Below are 20,032 nucleotides of genomic sequence, written 5' to 3'. Positions count from 1 at the left end.
CGACGAGAATAGTATTCTCCCAGACGTGTCTATGGAAGCTTAATCGCAAGAGCGAACCGCGACGTCGGCGGAAACCCGGATCTACCGACGGCGCGGTGTGCTCAGGACCATCCCGGGAAGTGCCGTGCAGCTGACGTTTGACGCCGACGTGGAGGCGTTTCGGGCCGAATTCGTCGCATTCCTCGACGCACATCTGCCTTCCGAGGCCGAGGCGTTCGTGCGGCCCCAGTCGAGTTCGGACATACCGGAGTGGGCCCGTCGATGGCAGCGCTTGCTGTTCGACAGCGGCTGGCTACAGCCCGGCAACCCGCCGGAGTTCGGTGGGCGCAACGCGACGCTGTTGCAGCAATACGTGTACCGCGAAGAGCTGTCGCGGCGGCGCATCTATCAAAGCTTCAATCCGCAGGGTGTCGGCATCATCGCGGCGTCATTGCTGTCGTTCGGCACACCCGAACAGAAGCAACGCTGGGCGGTGCCGATATTGCGGGCGGAGATCACCGCATCCCTTGGGATGAGCGAACCCGGCGCGGGCTCGGATCTCGCCTCGTTGAAGACGCGCGCCGTGCGCTCGTCTGATTCCGAAGGTGGCTACTTCGTCGTCAACGGGCAGAAAGTGTGGACATCGGGTGCCCATCACGCCGACGTATTGCTGACATTCGTGCGCACCGACCCGGACGCGCCAAAACATAAGGGTATCAGCGCTTTACTGATTCCGACCGACACCCCAGGTGTGGTCCGCCGCCCCTTCGCCTCGGTGGGCGACATCGACGACGTCGACTTCAACGAGGTCTTCTTCACCGATGTACGCGTGCCGGCCGAGAACTTGGTGGGCGAGCTCAACGCGGGCTGGCGCGTTGCGACCGGTTCGCTCGGCCACGAACGCGCGATGCTTTGGCTGGATTACGCAGACATGCTGCACGCGTTGACCGTTGAGTCCAGGACCTCGGGTCCGGTGCAGCGGGATCACTACGCGACGTTGGTGATGGATTTCTATGCGATGCGGTTACTGGGGTCGGCGACGTTGGCCAAAGCCGCGCGTGGCGAAGAGGATGTTCCCGCTCAGTCGGTGCTCAAGTTGCTCGGTTCGGAGTCGATGCAACGCGCCACTGAGGACGCGCTCAACGCCAAGGACGGTGACGGTCTGGCATTGCGTGCGGTCACGGCCCCGTTCGCGCCCCTCAACCTGGATAGCCACTACGGCAGCTGGTTCGACCGGTATACCCGTACCTTCGCCGCGACCATCGCGGGCGGCACCTCGGAAATCCAGCGCAACATCATCGCGGAACGCGTACTAGGGCTGCCGCGCAACTGATTTGCGTTGTCAGCGCTTCCGGGTGTCCAGCTGGGCGTAGTAACCGACGGCGACGAGGCCCGCGACGATCGCGATCGCCCCTAAAACCATGCCGGCCATGGCGGCTCGGGGATTGTTCGCCTCACCGCGGGCAACCCTGCGCCGGGCGATGTCGCCCGTCACCACCGCCGCGATGCCAAAAGGCACTCCAAGCAGCAACCAGCAGGTAAGGAGTCCAACCAGGCCCAGCAGCACCGACGCGACGCCGAACTGGTTCTGCGGTGCATCGGGGTGACTCATGCGTCCCATCCTGTTGGAGGTATCGGCACGAGTCTACGTGGACATACCACCCGCATGCCCCTACCGTCACCGCCGGCATTCAGCGAAATCGACGCCACCGTGGTGACCACTCGAACTTATGCGCTCTAGCGTCGATCTCGGTTGACAATCCGCGTGGCCGCCTGGGCCGCGACCATTAGAGCTGCGCGAGTCGCGGCGCAGAACCGGCCGCCACCAACGCTTTTCCGGCCGCACGCGTCAGTTCCCGAGAGCTGCCCAGCAGCCCGTCGAGGATCAGCGACCGCTTGATGTGGTGGTGCAGCGGATGCTCGGCGGTAAAGCCGATACCGCCGAGTACCTGCTGGCAGTGGCGTGCGGAGGTCAGCGCGGCCTGACCGGCCGCGGCCTTGGCCAGCAGGGAAGCCAGCCCCTGCGGGTCGTCGCATTCCGTCGCGGCCTGCAGTGTGGCCTCGGCGCCTTCGATCGCGACGAGTGTCTCGGCAAGCCGGTGGCGGATCGCCTGGAATGAGCTGATATGGCGGCCGAATTGAACGCGGTCCACGGCGTGCTGTCGAGCCAGTGACAGCATGGCGCGGCTGGTGCCGACCAGCCACCACCCCACGGCCCGCCAACCCGCCTGCAGTGCTTCTGACGGCAAGGGATCCTCTTGCGGCACAGGGTGTATCGGCAACAGTTCATCGATGGCCGAGTCGGGGCGGTCGCGGCGCTCCCACACTACCCAGGAGCCGCCGGCGAACGGGAGCGGCAGTGTGCCTCCCGGCGCGTCACCGCCCGCGCACAGCACCACGTCGTTGAGCACGGGTGCGTGCGTGCCTGTCTCACCGAGCAGCTCGAATACCAGAGGGATTGCGACATCGGGCATTTCCTCGAGCATGTCGCGCCAGCCGAGGTCGGTCAGCGCCTCATCGAGCTTGGCTCCGGAGGCGGCGTTCATCGTCGTCCGCAGCGACTCAGCCAGCAGGCGCAGCGATTCGGGGTCTGACTCGATGTCTGCCGCAGGGGCCACGATTCACTCCTTCCCGAGATCGAGCAGCCGGCGAGCGATGATATTGCGCTGGATTTCGGCGGTGCCGCCGTAAATCGTCGCCGCGCGCGAGTACAGGTATTCCGAGCGCCACGGTGTATCTTCGAGCTCGAGTGTGCCGGGCAGCATATCGCGGACGGTGTCATAGAGCCGCTGCTCCGCGGAGGCAAGCAGCACCTTGTCGATGGAGGTGTCGGGTCCGAGTCGGGCGCCGTCGCGCATCCGGTGCTGAGTGGCGCGTGACCGGCAGCGCAGCGTGTGAAGCGCCAAATAGGCGCCGCCGAGCGCGGATTCGTCGGGTTCGCCGGCTTTGGATGCCGTAGTGATCAGCTCGTCGAAACGCGAATAGAGGTAGGCGATCCGCTGCCAGAAACAGGCGGAACGCTCATAGGGCAACAGGTCCATGGCCAGTCGCCAACCGTCCCCGCGCTTCCCCAGCATCCGGCTGGCCGGAATCACGACGTCGTCGTAATACACCTCGCAGAATTCGTCGACGCCGTGCATCGTCCGCAACGGACGGATGGTGATGCCCGGAGTGTCGAGATCCACGAAGAACGCGGTGATTCCGTCGTGCCCGGGCGCGGTGCGGGTGAGCAGGACGCACCGGGTGGAGAACTGCGCGAAGCTGGTCCAGACCTTCTGCCCGTTGACGATCCAGTTGTCGCCGTCCTGGACCGCCCGGGTCGTCAGCGACGCCAGATCACTGCCGGAACCGGGCTCGGAAAAGCCTTGGCACCATTGCTCTTCACCGCTTAGCAGGCGCGGAACCATTTCTTTGGCGAGTTCGGCCGGTGCGTAGTCGATCATCGTCGGCGCGAGCACCTCCAGCATCGAATAGGGCCCGGGTTCGGCCAGGCGGCGGCCCACCACCTCTTCGCCGACGATGGCCCGCAGCACCGCGGGACCACCCAATCCGCCGACCTCAACCGGCCAGCCGAACCGCATCCAATCGGCGTCGTAAAGCGCACGGCTGACCCGGGCGAACTGCCGCATGTGCCCCTGCAGCGAGCGGTCGGGCCCGGGGGTCAGATCGTTGTCGTCGAGCCACGCGCGCAGATCGGCCCGGAACTGCTCGACATTCACTTCGATTGGTCGGCTCCTTTAAGTCGCTGGCTGGGCCGCAGAGTCACCTGCGGGACGCCCGATGGCGTGCGGGCGTCCGGAGTCGTGTACACCGCTGCGGCGGATGAAGGTCATGGCGCGGGTCTTCAGTCGCCACCCGTCGGCCGTTCGCACATAGGTGTCACGGTAGTAGCCGATCCGCATGTCATGGGTGGCGTGATCGATGAAGCACAGCGGTTGAGTGCCGCTGGCCGCATCCCCGTCCAGGTCGACGACCGCGGTTCCGGTGAGAAACAAGCCCTTTGGGGCCGCAGCCACCAACTCCGGAAATCGGCTCAGGCTGTAGGTCTCACCAAAAGCACTGTAAGTGCCGTCGGGTGTGAAGACGGCGACGAGGCCCTCGATGTCCCCCTGGGTGATGGTGACCGCGTAGCGGCCGAGGAGCTGCTGGATCTCGACCAGGTCGTCAGTTCTGGTTGGGCCGCTCTTAGACTGATCCGGCGTCGACATAAACCTTGCCGCCTTTCATGACGAAGCTGACGTGCCGGGTAACCGTGATGTCTTGCAACGGGTCTCCGGGCACCGCGATGACATCCGCGAGCTGGCCTGGCGCCAGCCGGCCCCGGTCGCTCGAGTTGATGAGATCGGCGGCTGTGGTGGTGGCCGCGCGCAGTACCGCCAGAGGCGGCAGACCCCACTCCACCAGCGTGACGAGCTCGTCGGCGTTGCGGCCGTGGGGTATTGCCGGGGCATCGGTGCCGACGGCGATTTTCACACCGGCCTTGTGCGCGGCCAATATCGAGGTCCTCGACTTCGGGAACATCTCGGCCGCCTTGGCCTGCAGCTCCGGCGGTGCGTGCGAGACGTCCATTCCCTCGGCCAGCCGCCGCGTGCTCACCAGGAACGTGCCGTTTTCAACCATGCTGGCGATCGCCTCGTCGTCGATCAGAAAACCGTGTTCGATGCAGTCGATGCCGGCGTCGACGGCATGCTTGACGGCCTCGGCGCCGTGGGTGTGTGCGGCGACGCGCATTCCGCGCCGGTGCGCCTCGTCGACGATAGCTCGCAGCTCCTCGTCCGAATAATGCTGCGCCCCAGGTGGTCCCGTCAGCGACATCACGCCGCCCGAACAGCAGACCTTGATCAGCTCGGCGCCGTGTTTGATCTGGTAGCGCACCGCTTTACGGATCTCGTCGATCCCGTTCGCGATACCTTCCTCGATGGTCAGGTCCAGCACGTGCGGTGCGAACGCCGCGAACATCGTCGGGTCCAGATGTCCACCGGTCGGTGTGATGGCGTGACCGGCCGGCACCACCCGCGGCCCGTCGATCCAGCCCGCGTCGATCGCTTTGCCCAGCGCGACATCGAGCAGGTAGCCGCCGGTCTTGACGAACAGGCCGAGGTTGCGCACCGTGGTGAACCCGGCGCGCAGGGTGCGGCGGGCGTTGCCGACCGCGCGCAACATTCGCGTCGGCGGATCGTCTTGAACCTGTGACAGGCCGGGCTTTTCGCCTCGCCCGCCCATGAGCAGGTTGACCTCCATGTCCATCAGGCCCGGCAACAGAATCTGGTCGCCGAGATCGATGACAGTGTCTTCTGGGCCCGTCGAGCCCGAACCCCCGACGTCGACGATCCGATCGTCCTCGACCTTCAGAATCCCGGGCCGAAGGATCTCCCCGGCATCGATGTCGAGCAGCCCAGCGGCCTTGAGCGTCAGCACCGCTTAGATCACCGGCTCCCGCACTACCTCAACCCACGCCGCGCCACTGTCGGGAACCCGCGGCTGCTTCCAGGCCTCGATCGGGAACGACACCATGACCAGCGATTGCATCATGTGCATCAAAGTCTTTGCGTCGTCTGGCAGATCGTCCAGTGGGAACTTGTCGCAGTAGGCGATGACGTCGTTGAGCAACGGGAACGCGGCGTCGTAGAACTCCTGCATCTGCGACATCGTGGAGGCCAGGCGTTTGGCATAGCGCTCAGGCTCGGTGGCCAGGTCCCAATCCAAATAGGGCTCCAGGGCCGCGAATTCAGACGGTAACGCCATTGCGCTGGTGCTCCTTCACGTAGTCAGCGGTCGTCTTGTGCAGATGACGGATCAAGACTTCCTGGTCGCATAGCAGGAACTCCTTGACGGCCCGGGTGCCGATCATGGTCTGGGTCGCTTCCAGGGTGTTCGCGTCCTGCAGCGCATATTCCTTGAACGTTACCGCGGCCAGCTCTTGTGCCAGGCGTTCCCGCGCGTTGCGCGGTGGGACGAAATACAGCGTGGATTCGAAGATGTGCTTGTCGACGGCAGTCGGCCAATAGTGGTAGGTCAGGTACCAGCCCGGCTCCCAGATCAGCAGCATGAAGTTCGGGTAGAAGAGCCACGAGTCGATGCCCCACTGCGGGACCCGCTTCACGTTGACGCCCGGTGGCAGTTCCAGCTTCTCGATGATCTCCGGCTTGTCCCACGGACCAAACAAACCGCTGCGCAACACCTGGTCCATCGGCTTGACCATGGACATGTCCGGCGGCGGGGCCTGACCGCCCCAGGTCGACTGCAGGTTGTGCGGTCCGGCCAACTCGTAGTGCAGCGCCTCGTAGCCGAACTTCTGGATCTTGGCGGCTTCCTCCTTGGTGTACTGGCCCTGGTGCAGGATCGGCGCGTGGTAGAACTCGACGAACGCGTCGATGAACAGCTTCCAGTTGCTGCCGACCTCGGCCCGGTAGGAGTAGGTCTCCGTCATCTCGCCGAACGGGTAGCCCTCGATGCTCTTGGCCAGCGGCCCGAGATAGTCGATGAGCGGCGCCGCGTTGTCGTCGAAGTTGATGAAGATGAAGCCCTCCCATACCTCGCAGCGCACCGACGCCAAGCCGTAATCGCCCTTGTCGACGTTGAAGAACTCTTCCGGCTGCTGGATGAAGGTCAGGTCACCGTCGAGGCTGTAGCGCCAGGCGTGGTACTTGCAGGTGAACTGCCGGCAGGTGCCGGAGGTCTCCTCGTTGGGAAAGTCGTTCCACACCAACTTGTTTCCGCGGTGCCGGCAGACGTTGTGGTACGCCTTGACGGTGCCGTCCTTGGTCTTGACGATGATCACCGACGTACCCTTGCCGGCCGACGGCAGCTCTCGGGTGAAGTAGCTGCCGGTGCGCGGGAGCCGATTGACCCGGCCGACGTTGAGCCAGGTCTTCCTGAAGACGGCGTCGCGTTCGGCCTCGAAGAACGCCGGATCGATCGAATCGGTGTAGTCAACCGGGCCGGTTCCGAGGTCGGGGTAGTTTTCTGTCCAGCTGCCGACGGCTGGCTTGGGGAAGTGCGGCAACGTTCTAACCTCTCGTGTCAGTGTTGTTCGGCGGGTTCGAGCTGGACGCCAAAAGTGTTGAAGGCCATGGCCAGCAGGGCGTAGCAGCCGACCGTGAAGACGAAATCCATGCGCTGCTGGTCGTTGAGGCGCTCGCCCAGTGCCGCCCATGTCAGGTCGGACAGCTCCGACTTGTCATCGAGTTCATCCACGCCGGTGATCACCGCGCGGTCGAACGCGTCGAAGTCCGCGCCGCTGTCATCGCCGAATCGCTGCACCGCCGCGATCTGGTCGTCGGTGAGCCCTTCGTCCTTGGCCATCCTGACGTGGTGTGACCACTCGTACGCGCACTGGCGACGATGAGCCACCCGCAGGATGGCCAGCTCGCGGACGCGGGCCGGCAGCGTCGACGACGTGAGGAGGTGGACATTGAAGCGCAGAAACGCCTTGGCGAGCGCCGGGTGGTGAGCCAGCGTGGAAAGCGCGTTGTTCGTGTCCGCGCCACGCATCGCCGAGAGTGCCTGCTGGGTAGCCTCGTCCCACTGGTCGGCGGGGAGCGGCTGCAACCGCATCAGCAGTGTCCTCTCGGTGAAAGAGAATCATATTCTCATTTGCAACTAACAGACTGGCACGAAACGCGCGCCCGGTCAATGCCGGGCTGCCGAGGCTCGAGCAGGGCGCCGCCTAGCGCGGCCGTCCGGCCAGATGGCCCTCGCCTGGACCGCACGCCGCAAGCGATTTCTCACGCCGGGTTCCGACTCACTGCGTTCCACGTGGTAGCGGAAAATTCGCCCCTGAGCTCGGCTGCTGGTCAGGCGGCTGCCAACGGTGCAGCAACCTCTGGATGTTGATTCTCGTCAGGCGAGAAGATAGTTTTCATTTTAACGATCTTGGCACGGGACAGCGATTCGCCGAGGCTGTAATCGATCCAATGGATCCGATGGAAGGGACGGCCATGAACAAAGAAGACATGATCCTGATCAGCGTCGACGACCACACCGTCGAGCCGCCTGACATGTTCAAGAACCACCTGTCGAAGAAGTACCAGGACGACGCGCCCCGGTTGGTGCACAACGACGACGGCTCAGATATGTGGAAGTTCCGCGACACGGTCATTCCGAACGTGGCATTGAACGCGGTGGCCGGCCGGCCCAAGGACGAGTACGGCATCGAGCCGACGGGGCTCGACGAGATCCGGCCTGGTTGTTACAACGTCGACGAACGCGTCAAGGACATGAACGCCGGCGGCATCCTGGCCTCCATCTGCTTCCCGTCGTTCCCGGGCTTCGCCGGGCGGTTGTTCGTCACCGACGATCACGACTTCTCTATCGCGCTGGTGCAGGCCTACAACGACTGGCACATCGACGAGTGGTGCGGCGCCTACCCCGCGCGGTTCATCCCGATGGCGATCCCGGTGATCTGGGATGCCGAGGCGTGTGCCGCCGAGGTGCGACGGGTAGCCAAGAAGGGCGTGCATGCGCTGACATTCACCGAAAATCCGGCCGCCATGGGTTACCCGAGCTTCCACAACGAGTACTGGAACCCGTTGTGGAAAGCGTTGTGCGACACCGACACCGTGATGAACGTGCACATCGGGTCGTCGGGCCGGCTGGCCATCACCGCGCCGGACGCGCCGATGGACGTGATGATCACGCTGCAGCCGATGAACATCGTGCAGGCCGCCGCTGACCTGTTGTGGTCGCGGCCGATCAAGGAGTATCCGGACCTCAAGATTGCGTTGTCCGAGGGCGGGACCGGCTGGATTCCCTACTTCCTGGAGCGCGCCGACCGCACCTACGAGATGCACTCCACCTGGACGCACCAGGACTTCAAGGGCAAGCTGCCCAGCGACGTCTTCCGCGACCATTTCCTGACCTGCTTCATCAGCGACAAGGTCGGAGTGGCGCTGCGCAATATGATCGGCATCGACAACATCTGCTGGGAAGCCGATTACCCGCACAGCGACTCGATGTGGCCGGGCGCGCCGGAAGAGTTGTGGGATGTCTTGTCGATCAACAACGTTCCTGATGACGAGATCAACAAGATGACCTACGAGAACGCCATGCGCTGGTACTCATTCGACCCCTTCACACACATTTCGCGCGAACAGGCCACCGTCGGTGCGCTGCGTAAGGCCGCCGAGGGGCATGACGTGTCCATTAGGGCGGCGGGCCACGACAAGGACAGCCGAGGTGGGTCGTCCTTTGCCGATTTCGCGGCCAACGCGAAAGCTCTTACCGGCAACAAGGACTGACAAACCGGTCTCGGCCTCGGGTGAGCCGTGTCGACATTGCACTCAGGGTCGCCCTGTCCGGCAATACGCGACCACCACGGCAATCTCGCCGCCGGCAATGAATGAGGAGATCTAGCAGTGCCTGGCGCCGGAATGAACTTTGAGCTGACCGATGACCAGGAATTGATCCGTCGGTCAGTGGCGGAGCTGGCGGGAAAATTCGACGACCAGTACTGGATGGAGAAGGACCAGGCGCACGAGTTCCCGACCGAGTTCTACCGCGCCATCGCCGATGGCGGCTGGTTGGGAATGACGATCCCCACCGAATACGGCGGTCACGGCCTCGGCATCACCGAAGCGACGATCCTGCTCGAGGAGGTCGCCAAGTCGGGTGGTGCCATGAACGCCGCCAGCTCGATTCACCTGTCCATCTTCGGCATGCAGCCGGTCGTGGTGCACGGTTCCGATGAACTCAAGGCACGAACGTTACCCGCCGTCGCGACCGGTGAAGTGCACGTCTGCTTCGGCGTCACCGAACCCGGTGCCGGGCTTGACACTTCGCGTATCACCACGTTCGCCAAGCGTGACGGCGATCGCTACATCGTCAACGGTCGCAAGGTCTGGATCTCCAAGGCGATGGAATCCGACAAGATCCTGTTGCTCACCCGAACGCAAAGCTACGAAGAGGTCACCAAGAAGACCGACGGGATGACGCTGTTCATCACCGATCTCGACCGCAGCCGGGTCGACATCCGCCCGATCCGCAAGATGGGCCGCAACGCGGTCAGCTCCAACGAGTTGTTCATCGACAATCTCGAGGTGCCGGTCGAGGACCGAATCGGTGAAGAGGGCAAGGGCTTTCAGTACATCCTCGACGGCCTCAACCCGGAACGGATGCTCATCGCGGCCGAGGCTCTCGGTATCGGCCGGGTGGCGCTGGAAAAGGCGGTGAAATACGGCAATCAGCGCGAGGTCTTCGGCCGGCCCATCGGGATGAACCAGGGATTGCAGTTCCCGCTCGCTGATTCGCTGGCTCGGCTCGATGCCGCCGAACTGATGCTGCGCAAGGCGACATGGCTTTACGACAACGGCAAACCGTGTGGCCGCGAGGCCAATACGGCCAAGTATCTCTGCGCCGACGCGGGCTTCACAGCCGCCGACCGGGCGCTGCAAACCCACGGCGGCATGGGTTACGCCGAGGAGTACCACATCACGCGGTACTTCCGGGAGGCCCGGCTGATGAAGATCGCGCCCGTCAGTCAGGAAATGATTCTGAACTTCTTGGGAGCCAACGTCCTGAAGTTGCCGAAAAGCTATTAGGTCTAACGTCGAACGTGTAGTCACGGCGAATTTTTGGTGATTTTTGCGCCCTCAGTACACACTCGGTGATGATGGATCCACATTCGGGCGAGAGGCAATCGGAGTAGAGCTATGCGCGAAACAGTCATCGTCGAGGCCGTGCGTACACCGGTGGGGAAGCGGAACGGCGCGCTGTCCGGCATGCATGCAGCCGACCTCTCCGCGGTCGTCCTCACCGAACTCCTCGAACGCACCGGCATCGGTCCAGACGTCATCGACGACGTGATCTGGGGCTGCGTGTCCCAGGTGGGCGACCAATCCAGCAACATCGGTCGCTACGCGGTTTTAGCAGCCGGTTGGCCCGAAACCATCCCAGGGACCACGGTCAATCGCGCATGCGGGTCCAGCCAGCAGGCGCTCGACTTCGCGGTGCAGGCAGTGATGTCAGGCCAGCAGGATGTCGTCGTGGCCGGTGGGGTCGAAGTCATGAGCCGTGTTCCGCTCGGCTCGGCCCGGGCAACCGGGATGCCGTATGGTCCGAAAGTCCTTGCCCGCTATGACAATTTCTCGTTCAACCAGGGCCTGTCGGCGGAGATGATCGCCAAAAAGTGGGGGTTCTCGCGCAACAGGCTCGATGAATTCTCCGTCGAATCCCACGAGCGGGCCGCGGCGGCCCAGGACGGGGGCGCATTCACCGAACAGATCGTGCCGGTGTTCGTCGACGGAGCCGATAGCAACGTCTGCACCACCGACGAGGGCGTGCGGCGCGGCAGCAGCGTCGAGAAGCTCGCCACGCTCAAGCCGGCCTTCGCCGAAGACGGCGTGATCCACGCGGGTAATTCGTCGCAGATCTCCGACGGCGCTGCCGCGCTGCTGGTGACCACCGCCGAGATGGCTGTCGAGCTGGGCCTGGTACCGATCGTGCGGTACCTGGCGGGCGCGGTGACCGGAGCGGATCCGGTGCTGATGCTTACCGGCCCCATCCCGGCGACCGAAAAGGTGCTGAGCAAGGCCGGCGTCGCGCTGTCCGACGTGGGCGTCTTCGAGGTCAATGAAGCCTTCGCGCCGGTGCCGCTGGCCTGGCTGGCGGAGACGGGCGCGGACCCGGCACGGATGAATCCACTGGGCGGCGCCATCGCGCTAGGACATCCGCTGGGTGCATCCGGGGCGGTGCTGATGACACGCATGGCGCATCACATGCGCGACAACGGCATTCGTTACGGACTGCAGACCATGTGCGAGGGCGGCGGCACAGCCAACGCCACGCTGGTGGAGCTGGTGAACTAGCGGCGGCGGGCCGTCGCGGACAAAAACTCGAGCCAGGTGACCCTTGTCACAGCGGCCAAACTAACCTACTGTGTGTTCACTTGGTTGGTTTTTCCGGCGTCGATACAAAAGCGCGAGGAGGTCCTGGTGCCTGTCGCACGCCGATACGACACGCTTCTCGCCAAGGGGGAGGACCGCAAGCAGCGGATTCTCGACGTCGCGCAACGCCTGCTCACCCGCAACGGCTGGCGCAGCACGACACTCGCCCAGATTGCCGGCGAGGCCGGGGTGACCCCCGCGGGGCTGCTACATCACTTCGAATCGAAGGAGCAGTTGCTGCATGCGGTGCTCGATGCCCGCGATCTCGACGACGACACGCATGCAGACCGGACCGGTGACCTGTTCGCCCAGATCGCCGCGGTCGCAGACCGTTTTTACCGGGCCCCCGAACTGGTGGGCACCTTCACGGTGCTGCTGGTGGAGAACATCCTTCCCGAGGCTCCGTTGCACGACCGCATGCTGGCCAGGCACCGGGCCGCGACCGACATCGTCGCCGATCTCATCCGTCGCGGTCAGGCCGACGGCCGGTATCGCGCAGACATAGACCCCGCCGTCAAGGCAGTGGAAATTCTCGCTTTCGTCCACGGAATGGAAACCACATGGTTACTCGATCCTTCGATCCCGCTAGCCGAGGCGTTCAAGCAGTACGCCGAGGCACTGGCGCGGGATTTCGCGCCCACGAAGAACCCCGAGACGACATGAGATACCGGCTCGACGTCATCGCCGCCACCGTCCTCGACGTGGTGAGGTTCGCCGGCGGCTGGATCTTCGACCGGGCGATGGCGGGTTGGGACGTTAGCGTGCTGGTCGCCGACCACCCCGACGACCGGCCGCTGCAGATCGTTGGCGCCCAGATGCTCGACCTCGAAGAGGCGTTGGCGTCGGTGCAATCGCGTCCGCGCCCGCAGGCCCTGGCGGCCGCGGCGGACCTGTTCGGCTGCGACGCGCGGGTGCGCCAGGGCGTGCTGCAGGCACTCGATCACGGTGTCACCGAGGTCACGCTGTGGGGGGAGGATTGGCCGTCCGAACTCGATGACAGCGTCGGCGTGGTGCAACACGAGCTGAGCATGGCCGCCCAGACGTTCAAGGCCCAGGCATTGGCGGCCGCGGCCGCACCGCAAACCGCGATCGGTCATGTGGAGACCTTCCGCAGCGGGCTGCTGGCGTGGCCGTCGGTTGCCGCCGACCTGGTTCCCGCCAGCTAAGGCGCAGCCCGAACCGCACGCGACTTCCAGTAGTTCGGGTGATTCGTCGTTCGATCGGCATCCGGCAACGGCCCTCGTTGACGACCACCAGCCCGTATGGAAATGTAATACTCACATGCGAGAGGCGCGTTCTCACTAGCCGAGATTCAAGGAGCGGCAGATGGCGAAGGAATTCTCGGAGTTGGACTTCTTCCGCGGCAGCGAGCTCATCGCAGACCCGTACCCGTACTACGAGGCGCTGCGCGAGCGTTGCCCCGTCACCCGGGAGAGCCATCACGGCGTCACCATGATCACCGGATGGGACGAGGCGTGCGTGGTTCTCAACGACGCCGAGACGTGGTCCTCGTGCATCTCGGTCACGGGCCCGTTTCCCGGTTTTCCCGTCCCGATCGAGGGTGACGACATCACCGAATTGATCGAGCAGCACCGCGACGAGCTGCCCTTCAGTGACCAACTGCCCACCCTTGACCCGCCGACCCACACCAACCATCGCTCCCTGCTGATGCGTTTGATCACCCCGAAGCGCCTCAAGGAGAACGAGGACGCCATGTGGGCACTCGCCGATCAGGCGCTCGACGATTTCCTGGCGCCCGGGCGTGGCGAATGGATCAAGGGCTTCGCCGGGCCGTTCACGCTGCTGGTCATCGCCGACCTGCTGGGCGTGCCCATGGAAGATCGAGACAAGTTCGTCAAGGGCATCCGCGAGCACTCGGGTGGCGGCATCGGTGGCACCGGCAAGGAATCGCTGGCACACAGCCCGCTCGAATTCCTCTACGGCCTGTTCTCCGATTACGTCACCGACCGCAGGCGCGACCCCCGCGACGACGTGCTGACCGGCCTGGCCACCGCGACGTATCCCGACGGTTCGGTACCGGAAGTCGAGGACGTGGCGCGCGTCGCCGCCAACGTCTTCTCGGCGGGCCAGGAGACCACCGTGCGGCTGCTGGGTGCGGCGCTGCAGACATTGGGGGAACGCCCCGACATCCAGGCGCGGTTGCGGAAGGACCGCAGCCTCATCCCGAATTTCATCGAGGAGTCGCTGCGGCACGAGAGCCCGGTCAAGGGCGACTTCCGGATGAACCGGGTGCCCGTCAACGTCGGTGGCGTCGACCTGCCCGCCGGCAGCACCGTGATGATCGTGCAGGCGGCAGCCAACCGGGATCCGCGGCGGTTCGAAGAACCCGCCACCTTTGATCCGGCCCGCAAGAATGCGCGCCAACACATCTCGTTCGGGCGCGGCATCCACAGCTGCCCGGGAGCGCCGCTAGCACGTGCCGAAACCCGGGTGGCGATCGAACGGTTGCTTGACCGCACGACGGACATCAGGATCGACGAGAGCGTTCACGGGCCGGCGAATGACCGCCATTACCAATATGTTCCGACGTACATCCTGCGCGGCCTGACCGAACTGCACCTGGAGTTCACGCTGGCATGAAGGTATGGGTAGACGACCAGAAGTGTCGCGGCCACGGCATGTGTCTCACGCTGTGCCCCGACGTGTTCAGCCTGACCGAGGACGGTTACGCCGAGGCCATAGATTCCGACGTTCCAACGGAAATGGAGGCGGCAGCTCAGGAGGCAATCCAATGCTGTCCCGAGCAGGCGATCAGCGAGAAATAACCGAATACACCGGCGAGTAGGAGATTCTTCAGTGGCTAAGGGCTATGTCATCTTGACCGAGGCCATCAAAGATCCGGAAGGCATGAAGGCGTATGCGCAAGCCGCCGGATCGGCGATGAGCGGTGCCACCATCCTGGCGGTAGACACCGCGCCCAAGGTCATCGAAGGCGACTGGCATGGAGACCAAACCGTCGTACTGGAATTCGAGTCGGTCGATGCCGCTCGGGCTTGGTACGAGTCGGAGGGCTACCAGAAGGCGGCGAAACTGCGGCAGGCCGCGGCCGACTGCAACGCGGTCATCCTCGCCGGACTCTGATCGCTACTCTCCGACGATGGAGATGGCCTGCCGGGGACATTGACGGACGGCCTCGCGCACGTCCGCCTCGTTCTCCGGCGTGACCTCCTCCTGGTGGACGGTCAGCATGTCGTCGTCGCCGAGCTCGAATATATCGGGGTTGATGCCCATGCAGACACCGTTGCTCTCGCAGAGCCCCCAATCGACTTCGATCTTCTTCGTCACCGTGACCCCTTACCGAAGCACCTTGACGGGCACGTTCTTCCAGCCCGCGACGTTTTGCATGTTCACCCGTTTGCAGCCCGCCCAGTCCACTTCATAGCGCGGCATGAAGTCGAGCAGCCTCTCCAGCGCGAGGCGGCTTTCCAGCCGGGCGAGCGCGGCGCCGAGGCAGCTGTGAATCCCGTACCCGAGCCCGAGGTGCTGCGCCTCGGTCTGGTCACGCTCGATGTCGAATGTGTCGGCATCGGTGAAGGCCTCCGGGTCGCGGTTCGCCGCGGCGCCGCAGAGGAACACCGGCTTGCCGGGAGGGATAACGCCACCGCTGACGTGGGCCTCTTTTAGGGTGTAGCGGACGTTGTACTGCACCGGTCCCTCATAGCGCAGTAGTTCTTCGACCGCCCCCGGGATCTTGTTCCGGTCCTCCTGCAGCTTTTGCCACTGGTCGGGATGCTGGGCGAAGATCACCGCCGCGTTGCCCATCAGTTTGGTGACGGTCTCGGCACCAGCGCCGCCCAGAAGTGTTGCGAACCCGCAGATCTCGATGTCGTCGAGCTTGCGTAGGGCACCGTCTTCGCCGGGGACCTCGGCCGCGATGAGCCGGCTGATCATGTCGTCCTGCGGTTCCTGGCGCCGCTCCTGCACCAGGCTGAAGTAGTACATGGCCGTGTCGATGTTGGCCTGCATGCCGGCTTCGCTGACCTCGATCTGGCCCGGTTCGTGAGAAAGGCTGGTGTCGATCCAGTGGCGAACCTGTTGGCGGTATTCCTCCGGCACGCCGGCCATCCGGGTGATGACCTCTACCGGGAAGGGTCCGGAGAAGTCCTGTACCACGTCGAAGTTGTCCGAGTCGACGGCACCCAGGTACTTGTCGATGACCTCGATGATGGTCTCGCGCTGCGATTGAATAGCCCGCGGAGTGAACGCCTTATTGAGCAGGCTGCGCATGTGCCGATGCTCCGGGGGGTCCATGAAGATGATCGACTTCTGCTCGGGGCTGATGCCCCTGCGCACCATCGCCAGGTCACAGCCGCGTGCCGAGGAATACGTCTCGAAGTCCTTGAACGCTGCCGACACGTCTTCATGACGGGTCAGCGCGTAAAAGTCCTCCTTTTCGTCGTAATACAGGGGCGCGTCCTCGCGCATCCGCCGATAGATGTCGAACGGATTGTTGAAGTAGTCCTCGGAGTACGGGTCGAAGACAACCTTCGCTTTTGTCACTGAATCCTCCTCAGCGGCGAGGTCGGGCTGAACCTTTACAGCGGAGTCCCTGACTGTAACGTCAACGGTAATACCTTCGTGACGAACCGGGAAGACCAAAACGCTGGCATTTCGCGCCCTCTTCGCGGCGCACGGTGTGTCTGCTCGTTCCCAGACGGCCCGCCATGGGGCGGTCCACCGGCCCCGCGCCGTTGAATTCGACCTTCATCGGCCCCTCATCGGGGGTGGTCCATCAGGGTCAGCGCCGCGTCGGCCGCATCGAGCACCGCGCCGCCCTTCACCCCGGCCCGGTCGGCAAGGTCGACGACGAGCCGGACATCTTTTTGCAGCAGCCCTCCCGCAACACCGGCTAACCGATTCAGCCCCCCGATCCCGCCGAGGGCATTGAGCGCGAAGCTTTTTCCACTGCTGCGGGAGACCACCTCGGTGAGACGATCCGGCTCGACGCCCAGCTCCTTGGCCAGTGACAGGGCGGTGGCCGCGGTGGCCAGGTGGGCGGTGAACAGCAAGTTGTTGAGCAGTTTGGTGGTCTGCCCGGAACCCAGCTCGCCGAGGTGAACGACCGGATCGGCATAGGTCTCGAAGACCGGACGACAACGCTCGACAACGTCGGTGTCGCCGCCCACCATCACCAACAGGCGACCCTCGGCGGCCGCCCCTCCGCCGCCGCTCACCGGCGCGTCGATGACGGAAACGCCGTACGGGGCGGCCTTGTTCGCGAGCTCTCGGCAGGTGTTCGGGTGCACCGTGCTGTGCACGATGATGGCGCTGCCCGGCTTCATCGCCTTGAGCAATCCGTCTTCGCCGCAAGCGACTTCGTCGATGTCGGCGTCACCGACCACACAGAGGCAGACCAGATCGCTCGCCGCGGCGAGCTCCGCCGGGGACCCGGCGATTTTGGCTGGGGTGTCGGCGAATGCCTCGAGGGCCTCCGGCCTACGCGCCCACAAGGTGGTGGGGTACCCGCCCTCGGCGATCCGCCGGGCCATGGGGCCGCCCTGGCTGCCCAACCCGATGAACCCGACGTGGATCATCCTGCCTCCAAATCGGATTCCGTGTTCGTCGCACCATCAACCACGCATTCCCGCACGAAATCAAGAACTTTCGAGTGGTAGTCAGGGGCCGCGTGGCTGAGGCTGATGTTATGCCCGGCGCCCGGTTGTCGATGCACGACGAACTGCGGCACCCCGGCGAACAGGGCGCCAATCTCGGCCACCGCCTCGTCGTCGGTCTGCCAGACCTTTTCGTGCTCGGCGATGCTGAAGTGCACCGGGACCCGTACGGTCGGCCCGAGCTCCGGGAAAGTCTTTCGCGCCCAGTCCGACACCATCTGGTCCTCGTAAGACGGGGCCGACGGCGAAACCGTGGCGCCGCCGAGGACCTCGGGCGGATAGAGCTCTTCTGGGCTCCACAGCAATTCGCGCATGCCCGACGGGCGGCGCTCGCGGGTAGCCGTTTTGAGTATTTCCTTGGCCGCGGGCAGGTAGTGCCTGCCAGTGCCCGCGAGCTCGATGCCGAGCAGGTCGGCACCTCGCGCGTCGGCGGCCATCCGTAATGTCAGCTCGCAGCCGCCCGAATGGCCCCACACGAATACGCCTGCGCCACGCGGACGTTCGCCGAGGATGCGATCCACAGCACCGTAAGCCAGGTTGACCCGCTGCTCGCCGGAGACCATCGCTTCAGGATAGGGTGCCGAGCTTCCGTAGCCGGGCCGATCGAGGGCCACGACGGTGAATCCGGCTGCCGCACTGGTGCGCAACAGCGAATACGACGGATGACCCGGGCAGTCGAAATACATTGCGGTGGTTCCACCCCCGTGGATCGCCACGATCACGGCCTTAGGATCGTCGGCTTCGGCGACCAACGCCGACATCGGTACGCCGTGCACGATGACGAGCCGGGGATGGGGAGCGGTACTGCTCATGCGTCGGCCCGTAGCAAGATCACGCCGCTGGGCGTGAGACCGCCGCTGCTGACCACACCGACGCGGGCGTCGGCGACTTGACGGTCACCGGCCTCGCCGCGCAGCTGCGTGACAGCCTCATGCAACAGACCCATGCCGTGGGTGCGGCCGTGCGAGAGCTGACCACCGTGCGTGTTGAGCGGCAGCTGACCGTCGCGCGCGATGTTCTTGCCGCCGTCCAGGAATTCCTTCGCCTCACCTATCCCGCAGAAGCCCAGCGCCTCGATCCAGGAAAGGCAGTTCATGGTGAAACCGTCGTACAGCTCGGCCACGTCGACGTCCGACGGCCGCAGCGATGTGCGCGTCCACACATGCGCCGCCTGGCCCAGCACCTGCGGCTCGTGGGTGAGAGTGCTTTGGTCCCAGTCGATTCGCTCGATGATCTGAGTCCCTACGGCTTCCACCAGCACGGGCGGCTTGGCCAGGTCGCGGGCGACGTCGACGGCCGAGACGATGACGGCGATGGCGCCGTCGCACGGGACGTCGCAGTCGTAGAGGCCGAATGGCGTGGTGATGGGACGCGCGTTGAGGTAATCGTCCATCGTCATCGGCGACCGGTAGATGGCGGTCGGGTTGAGTTCGGCGTTGGTGCGCTGGTTCAACGCGATCCAGCCCAACGTTTCTTTCGTGGTGCCGTACCGGTGAAAGTGCCGCTGCGCGTTCATGGCCAAGGTGTGTGCCGCAGACGTGGCACCAAATGGCATCTGCCAGCCTGACATCCGGCCCATCGACGGAGTGATTTTGCCCTGCTTCATCAGCTCGCCATTGGTGGCTTCCCACAGCGTTCGGAAGCACAGCACGTGACGCGCCAAACCGCATGCGACCGCGAGCATCGCGGCGATCACCGAGCCGGCCGGGCCGAAAGTCTCCATGGCGCCGTTGTGCCACGTCGGCCGAATGCCCAGCGCCGCTTCGAGGGCGGTGACACCGCCCTCGCCAAAACCGCCGACGTTGATCGCACCGGGATAGGTGGAGAGGCCGTCGATGTCGGCGTACGTGAGGCCGGCATCGGCGATGGCCGCTTCGCATGCCTGCACCGTCAGCGCCAGCGGCGGCTGCATCAACCGGCGGCCGATCGGCGACATGCCGATGCCGGTCAGCGCGACCTTGTCTTCGAACTTCTCCGGAGTGAGCATGGGCCGGACGTGTTCGCCGAAGCGGTCTGGCGCGACCTCGTCGACTGGCAGTTGACCGGGATCGGCGCCGGCCCCGCTCTCCTGCAAGGGCCGAAAGAGCGGGAACCACACGTCCTCGACCTGCTCGAAGACGACTTCGACCTGCTGTCCGAGTTCAAGCGCGTCGAAATCGCACTCGACGATGTTGGTGGTCAGTCGCACCCGGGGGTCTTCGGCGATAGCCACCTGCGCGATCACGTAGGGCGCCGCCAAGCCGGGCAGGCTGAACCGCTCGTTGATGGTGAATCCGGCGAGGGTCGCCCTTCCGGAGACCGCGCGCACCCCAACATCGAGTGAGCGGCAGTAGCGGCATACCGGCGCCGGCGGATGGATCAGCGATTCGCAGGCCTTGCATTCCTGCAGGCGCAGCTTCCCGTCGGCGCCCGACGTCCAGAAGAATTCGTTGTCCTGCGTGATCAGGGGCAGCGGACGTCCGGATTCTGGCACGTCACCTCCGGGAGTCGACGGCGGGCGGTAGCCCCGTTATACGAATCGGAGAATTACGTTATCAC

Annotated in this window: 22 protein-coding genes; 9 read left to right on the top strand and 13 right to left on the bottom strand. The window is 64.6% G+C overall.

Annotated elements, in window-relative coordinates; genetic code table 11:
* Nucleotides 1-124: 124 nt before the first annotated feature.
* Nucleotides 125-1,312 carry an acyl-CoA dehydrogenase family protein gene (locus A5686_RS25000; protein WP_067940093.1) on the top strand — a complete coding sequence of 396 codons (1,188 nt, stop codon included), beginning with the start codon at nt 125-127 and terminating at the stop codon, nt 1,310-1,312.
* Between the two features lie 9 nt (nt 1,313-1,321).
* On the opposite strand, the gene A5686_RS24995 is transcribed toward A5686_RS25000, so the two are convergent.
* The 8 genes from A5686_RS24995 to A5686_RS24960 all read right to left on the bottom strand — a co-directional run bounded on the left by A5686_RS24995 (nt 1,322) and on the right by A5686_RS24960 (nt 7,536).
* Nucleotides 1,322-1,591 carry a DUF4190 domain-containing protein gene (locus tag A5686_RS24995; protein ID WP_067940020.1) on the bottom strand — a complete coding sequence of 90 codons (270 nt, stop codon included), beginning with the start codon at nt 1,589-1,591 and terminating at the stop codon, nt 1,322-1,324.
* 175 nt (nt 1,592-1,766) lie between these two features.
* Nucleotides 1,767-2,525: an acyl-CoA dehydrogenase family protein gene (locus A5686_RS24990; RefSeq protein ID WP_369829745.1), complete on the bottom strand. Its 759-nt coding sequence runs from the start codon at nt 2,523-2,525 to the stop codon at nt 1,767-1,769.
* Between the two features lie 75 nt (nt 2,526-2,600).
* The gene (locus A5686_RS24985) at nt 2,601-3,698 is read right to left on the bottom strand and encodes an acyl-CoA dehydrogenase family protein (RefSeq protein ID WP_067940015.1); all 1,098 of its coding nucleotides are present in this window, start codon (nt 3,696-3,698) and stop codon (nt 2,601-2,603) included.
* A gap of 18 nt (nt 3,699-3,716) precedes the next feature.
* Nucleotides 3,717-4,187: a nuclear transport factor 2 family protein gene (locus A5686_RS24980; protein WP_067940013.1), complete on the bottom strand. Its 471-nt coding sequence runs from the start codon at nt 4,185-4,187 to the stop codon at nt 3,717-3,719.
* A complete protein-coding gene (locus A5686_RS24975; protein ID WP_067940011.1) occupies nt 4,165-5,397 on the bottom strand; it encodes an amidohydrolase family protein in 1,233 nt (410 codons plus the stop codon). The genes A5686_RS24980 and A5686_RS24975 overlap by 23 nt, the downstream gene beginning before the upstream one ends.
* Before the next feature lie 3 nt (nt 5,398-5,400).
* Nucleotides 5,401-5,724, bottom strand: coding sequence for a hypothetical protein (locus tag A5686_RS24970; RefSeq protein WP_067940009.1), 324 nt, complete (start codon nt 5,722-5,724; stop codon nt 5,401-5,403).
* Nucleotides 5,708-6,985: an aromatic ring-hydroxylating dioxygenase subunit alpha gene (locus tag A5686_RS24965; RefSeq protein ID WP_067940007.1), complete on the bottom strand. Its 1,278-nt coding sequence runs from the start codon at nt 6,983-6,985 to the stop codon at nt 5,708-5,710. Before A5686_RS24965 ends, A5686_RS24970 begins: the two co-directional genes overlap by 17 nt.
* A 17-nt stretch (nt 6,986-7,002) precedes the next feature.
* Nucleotides 7,003-7,536 (bottom strand): carboxymuconolactone decarboxylase family protein, encoded by a 534-nt coding sequence (locus A5686_RS24960; RefSeq protein WP_067940005.1) that lies wholly within the window; start codon nt 7,534-7,536, stop codon nt 7,003-7,005.
* Between the two features lie 383 nt (nt 7,537-7,919).
* On the opposite strand from A5686_RS24960, the gene A5686_RS24955 reads away from it, so the two are divergent.
* The 8 genes from A5686_RS24955 to A5686_RS24920 all read left to right on the top strand — a co-directional run bounded on the left by A5686_RS24955 (nt 7,920) and on the right by A5686_RS24920 (nt 14,963).
* Nucleotides 7,920-9,218: an amidohydrolase family protein gene (locus tag A5686_RS24955; protein ID WP_067940091.1), complete on the top strand. Its 1,299-nt coding sequence runs from the start codon at nt 7,920-7,922 to the stop codon at nt 9,216-9,218.
* Between the two features lie 132 nt (nt 9,219-9,350).
* On the top strand, nt 9,351-10,517 hold the full coding sequence (locus A5686_RS24950; protein ID WP_067940003.1) for an acyl-CoA dehydrogenase family protein: 1,167 nt from the start codon (nt 9,351-9,353) through the stop codon (nt 10,515-10,517).
* A 111-nt stretch (nt 10,518-10,628) separates the two neighbouring features.
* The gene (locus A5686_RS24945) at nt 10,629-11,783 is read left to right on the top strand and encodes a thiolase family protein (protein ID WP_067940001.1); all 1,155 of its coding nucleotides are present in this window, start codon (nt 10,629-10,631) and stop codon (nt 11,781-11,783) included.
* Between the two features lie 126 nt (nt 11,784-11,909).
* Nucleotides 11,910-12,524 (top strand): TetR/AcrR family transcriptional regulator, encoded by a 615-nt coding sequence (locus tag A5686_RS24940; RefSeq protein WP_067940089.1) that lies wholly within the window; start codon nt 11,910-11,912, stop codon nt 12,522-12,524.
* Complete coding sequence (locus A5686_RS24935; protein WP_067939998.1) at nt 12,521-13,027, top strand: hypothetical protein; 507 nt, start codon at nt 12,521-12,523, stop codon at nt 13,025-13,027. Before A5686_RS24940 ends, A5686_RS24935 begins: the two co-directional genes overlap by 4 nt.
* Before the next feature lie 160 nt (nt 13,028-13,187).
* The gene (locus tag A5686_RS24930; RefSeq protein WP_067939996.1) at nt 13,188-14,462 is read left to right on the top strand and encodes a cytochrome P450; all 1,275 of its coding nucleotides are present in this window, start codon (nt 13,188-13,190) and stop codon (nt 14,460-14,462) included.
* Nucleotides 14,459-14,647, top strand: coding sequence for a ferredoxin (locus A5686_RS24925; protein ID WP_067939994.1), 189 nt, complete (start codon nt 14,459-14,461; stop codon nt 14,645-14,647). Before A5686_RS24930 ends, A5686_RS24925 begins: the two co-directional genes overlap by 4 nt.
* Before the next feature lie 82 nt (nt 14,648-14,729).
* On the top strand, nt 14,730-14,963 hold the full coding sequence (locus A5686_RS24920; protein WP_231986477.1) for a DUF1330 domain-containing protein: 234 nt from the start codon (nt 14,730-14,732) through the stop codon (nt 14,961-14,963).
* A 3-nt stretch (nt 14,964-14,966) separates the two neighbouring features.
* Here A5686_RS24920 and A5686_RS24915 read toward each other — a convergent pair whose 3' ends face one another.
* From A5686_RS24915 to A5686_RS24895, 5 genes are all read right to left on the bottom strand, one after another.
* Nucleotides 14,967-15,167, bottom strand: coding sequence for a ferredoxin (locus A5686_RS24915; protein ID WP_007777398.1), 201 nt, complete (start codon nt 15,165-15,167; stop codon nt 14,967-14,969).
* 9 nt (nt 15,168-15,176) lie between these two features.
* A complete protein-coding gene (locus A5686_RS24910; RefSeq protein ID WP_067939990.1) occupies nt 15,177-16,382 on the bottom strand; it encodes a cytochrome P450 in 1,206 nt (401 codons plus the stop codon).
* Nucleotides 16,383-16,597: 215 nt separating this feature from the next.
* A complete protein-coding gene (locus A5686_RS24905; protein WP_067940087.1) occupies nt 16,598-17,413 on the bottom strand; it encodes an NAD(P)-dependent oxidoreductase in 816 nt (271 codons plus the stop codon).
* A complete protein-coding gene (locus tag A5686_RS24900; protein ID WP_067939988.1) occupies nt 17,413-18,306 on the bottom strand; it encodes an alpha/beta hydrolase in 894 nt (297 codons plus the stop codon). Before A5686_RS24900 ends, A5686_RS24905 begins: the two co-directional genes overlap by 1 nt.
* Entirely contained in the window at nt 18,303-19,967 is a 1,665-nt protein-coding gene (locus A5686_RS24895) for an OB-fold domain-containing protein (RefSeq protein WP_067939986.1), read from the bottom strand. The genes A5686_RS24900 and A5686_RS24895 overlap by 4 nt, the downstream gene beginning before the upstream one ends.
* Nucleotides 19,968-20,032 lie beyond the last annotated feature (65 nt).

Source organism: Mycobacterium sp. E2479, assembly GCF_001667925.1.
In the GTDB taxonomy this organism is placed as follows: Bacteria; Actinomycetota; Actinomycetes; order Mycobacteriales; family Mycobacteriaceae; genus Mycobacterium.
The sequence above is the reverse complement of the archived record's forward strand: the minus strand, read 5'-3'. Positions and strand labels throughout refer to the sequence as shown.

Excerpts from the sequence above, each read along its gene's own strand:
- A5686_RS24970 (WP_067940009.1), bottom strand. The coding sequence starts at position 5,724 with ATGGCGTTACCGTCTGAATTCGCGGCCCTGGAGCCCTATTTGGATTGG.
- A5686_RS24900 (WP_067939988.1), bottom strand. The coding sequence starts at position 18,306 with ATGAGCAGTACCGCTCCCCATCCCCGGCTCGTCATCGTGCACGGCGTA.
- A5686_RS24990 (WP_369829745.1), bottom strand. The coding sequence starts at position 2,525 with ATGAACGCCGCCTCCGGAGCCAAGCTCGATGAGGCGCTGACCGACCTC.
- A5686_RS24980 (WP_067940013.1), bottom strand. The coding sequence starts at position 4,187 with ATGTCGACGCCGGATCAGTCTAAGAGCGGCCCAACCAGAACTGACGAC.
- A5686_RS24960 (WP_067940005.1), bottom strand. The coding sequence starts at position 7,536 with ATGCGGTTGCAGCCGCTCCCCGCCGACCAGTGGGACGAGGCTACCCAG.
- A5686_RS24950 (WP_067940003.1), top strand. The coding sequence starts at position 9,351 with ATGAACTTTGAGCTGACCGATGACCAGGAATTGATCCGTCGGTCAGTG.
- A5686_RS24945 (WP_067940001.1), top strand. The coding sequence starts at position 10,629 with ATGCGCGAAACAGTCATCGTCGAGGCCGTGCGTACACCGGTGGGGAAG.
- A5686_RS24930 (WP_067939996.1), top strand. The coding sequence starts at position 13,188 with ATGGCGAAGGAATTCTCGGAGTTGGACTTCTTCCGCGGCAGCGAGCTC.
- A5686_RS24920 (WP_231986477.1), top strand. The coding sequence starts at position 14,730 with ATGAAGGCGTATGCGCAAGCCGCCGGATCGGCGATGAGCGGTGCCACC.
- A5686_RS24955 (WP_067940091.1), top strand. The coding sequence starts at position 7,920 with ATGAACAAAGAAGACATGATCCTGATCAGCGTCGACGACCACACCGTC.
- A5686_RS24995 (WP_067940020.1), bottom strand. The coding sequence starts at position 1,591 with ATGAGTCACCCCGATGCACCGCAGAACCAGTTCGGCGTCGCGTCGGTG.
- A5686_RS24935 (WP_067939998.1), top strand. The coding sequence starts at position 12,521 with ATGAGATACCGGCTCGACGTCATCGCCGCCACCGTCCTCGACGTGGTG.
- A5686_RS24925 (WP_067939994.1), top strand. The coding sequence starts at position 14,459 with ATGAAGGTATGGGTAGACGACCAGAAGTGTCGCGGCCACGGCATGTGT.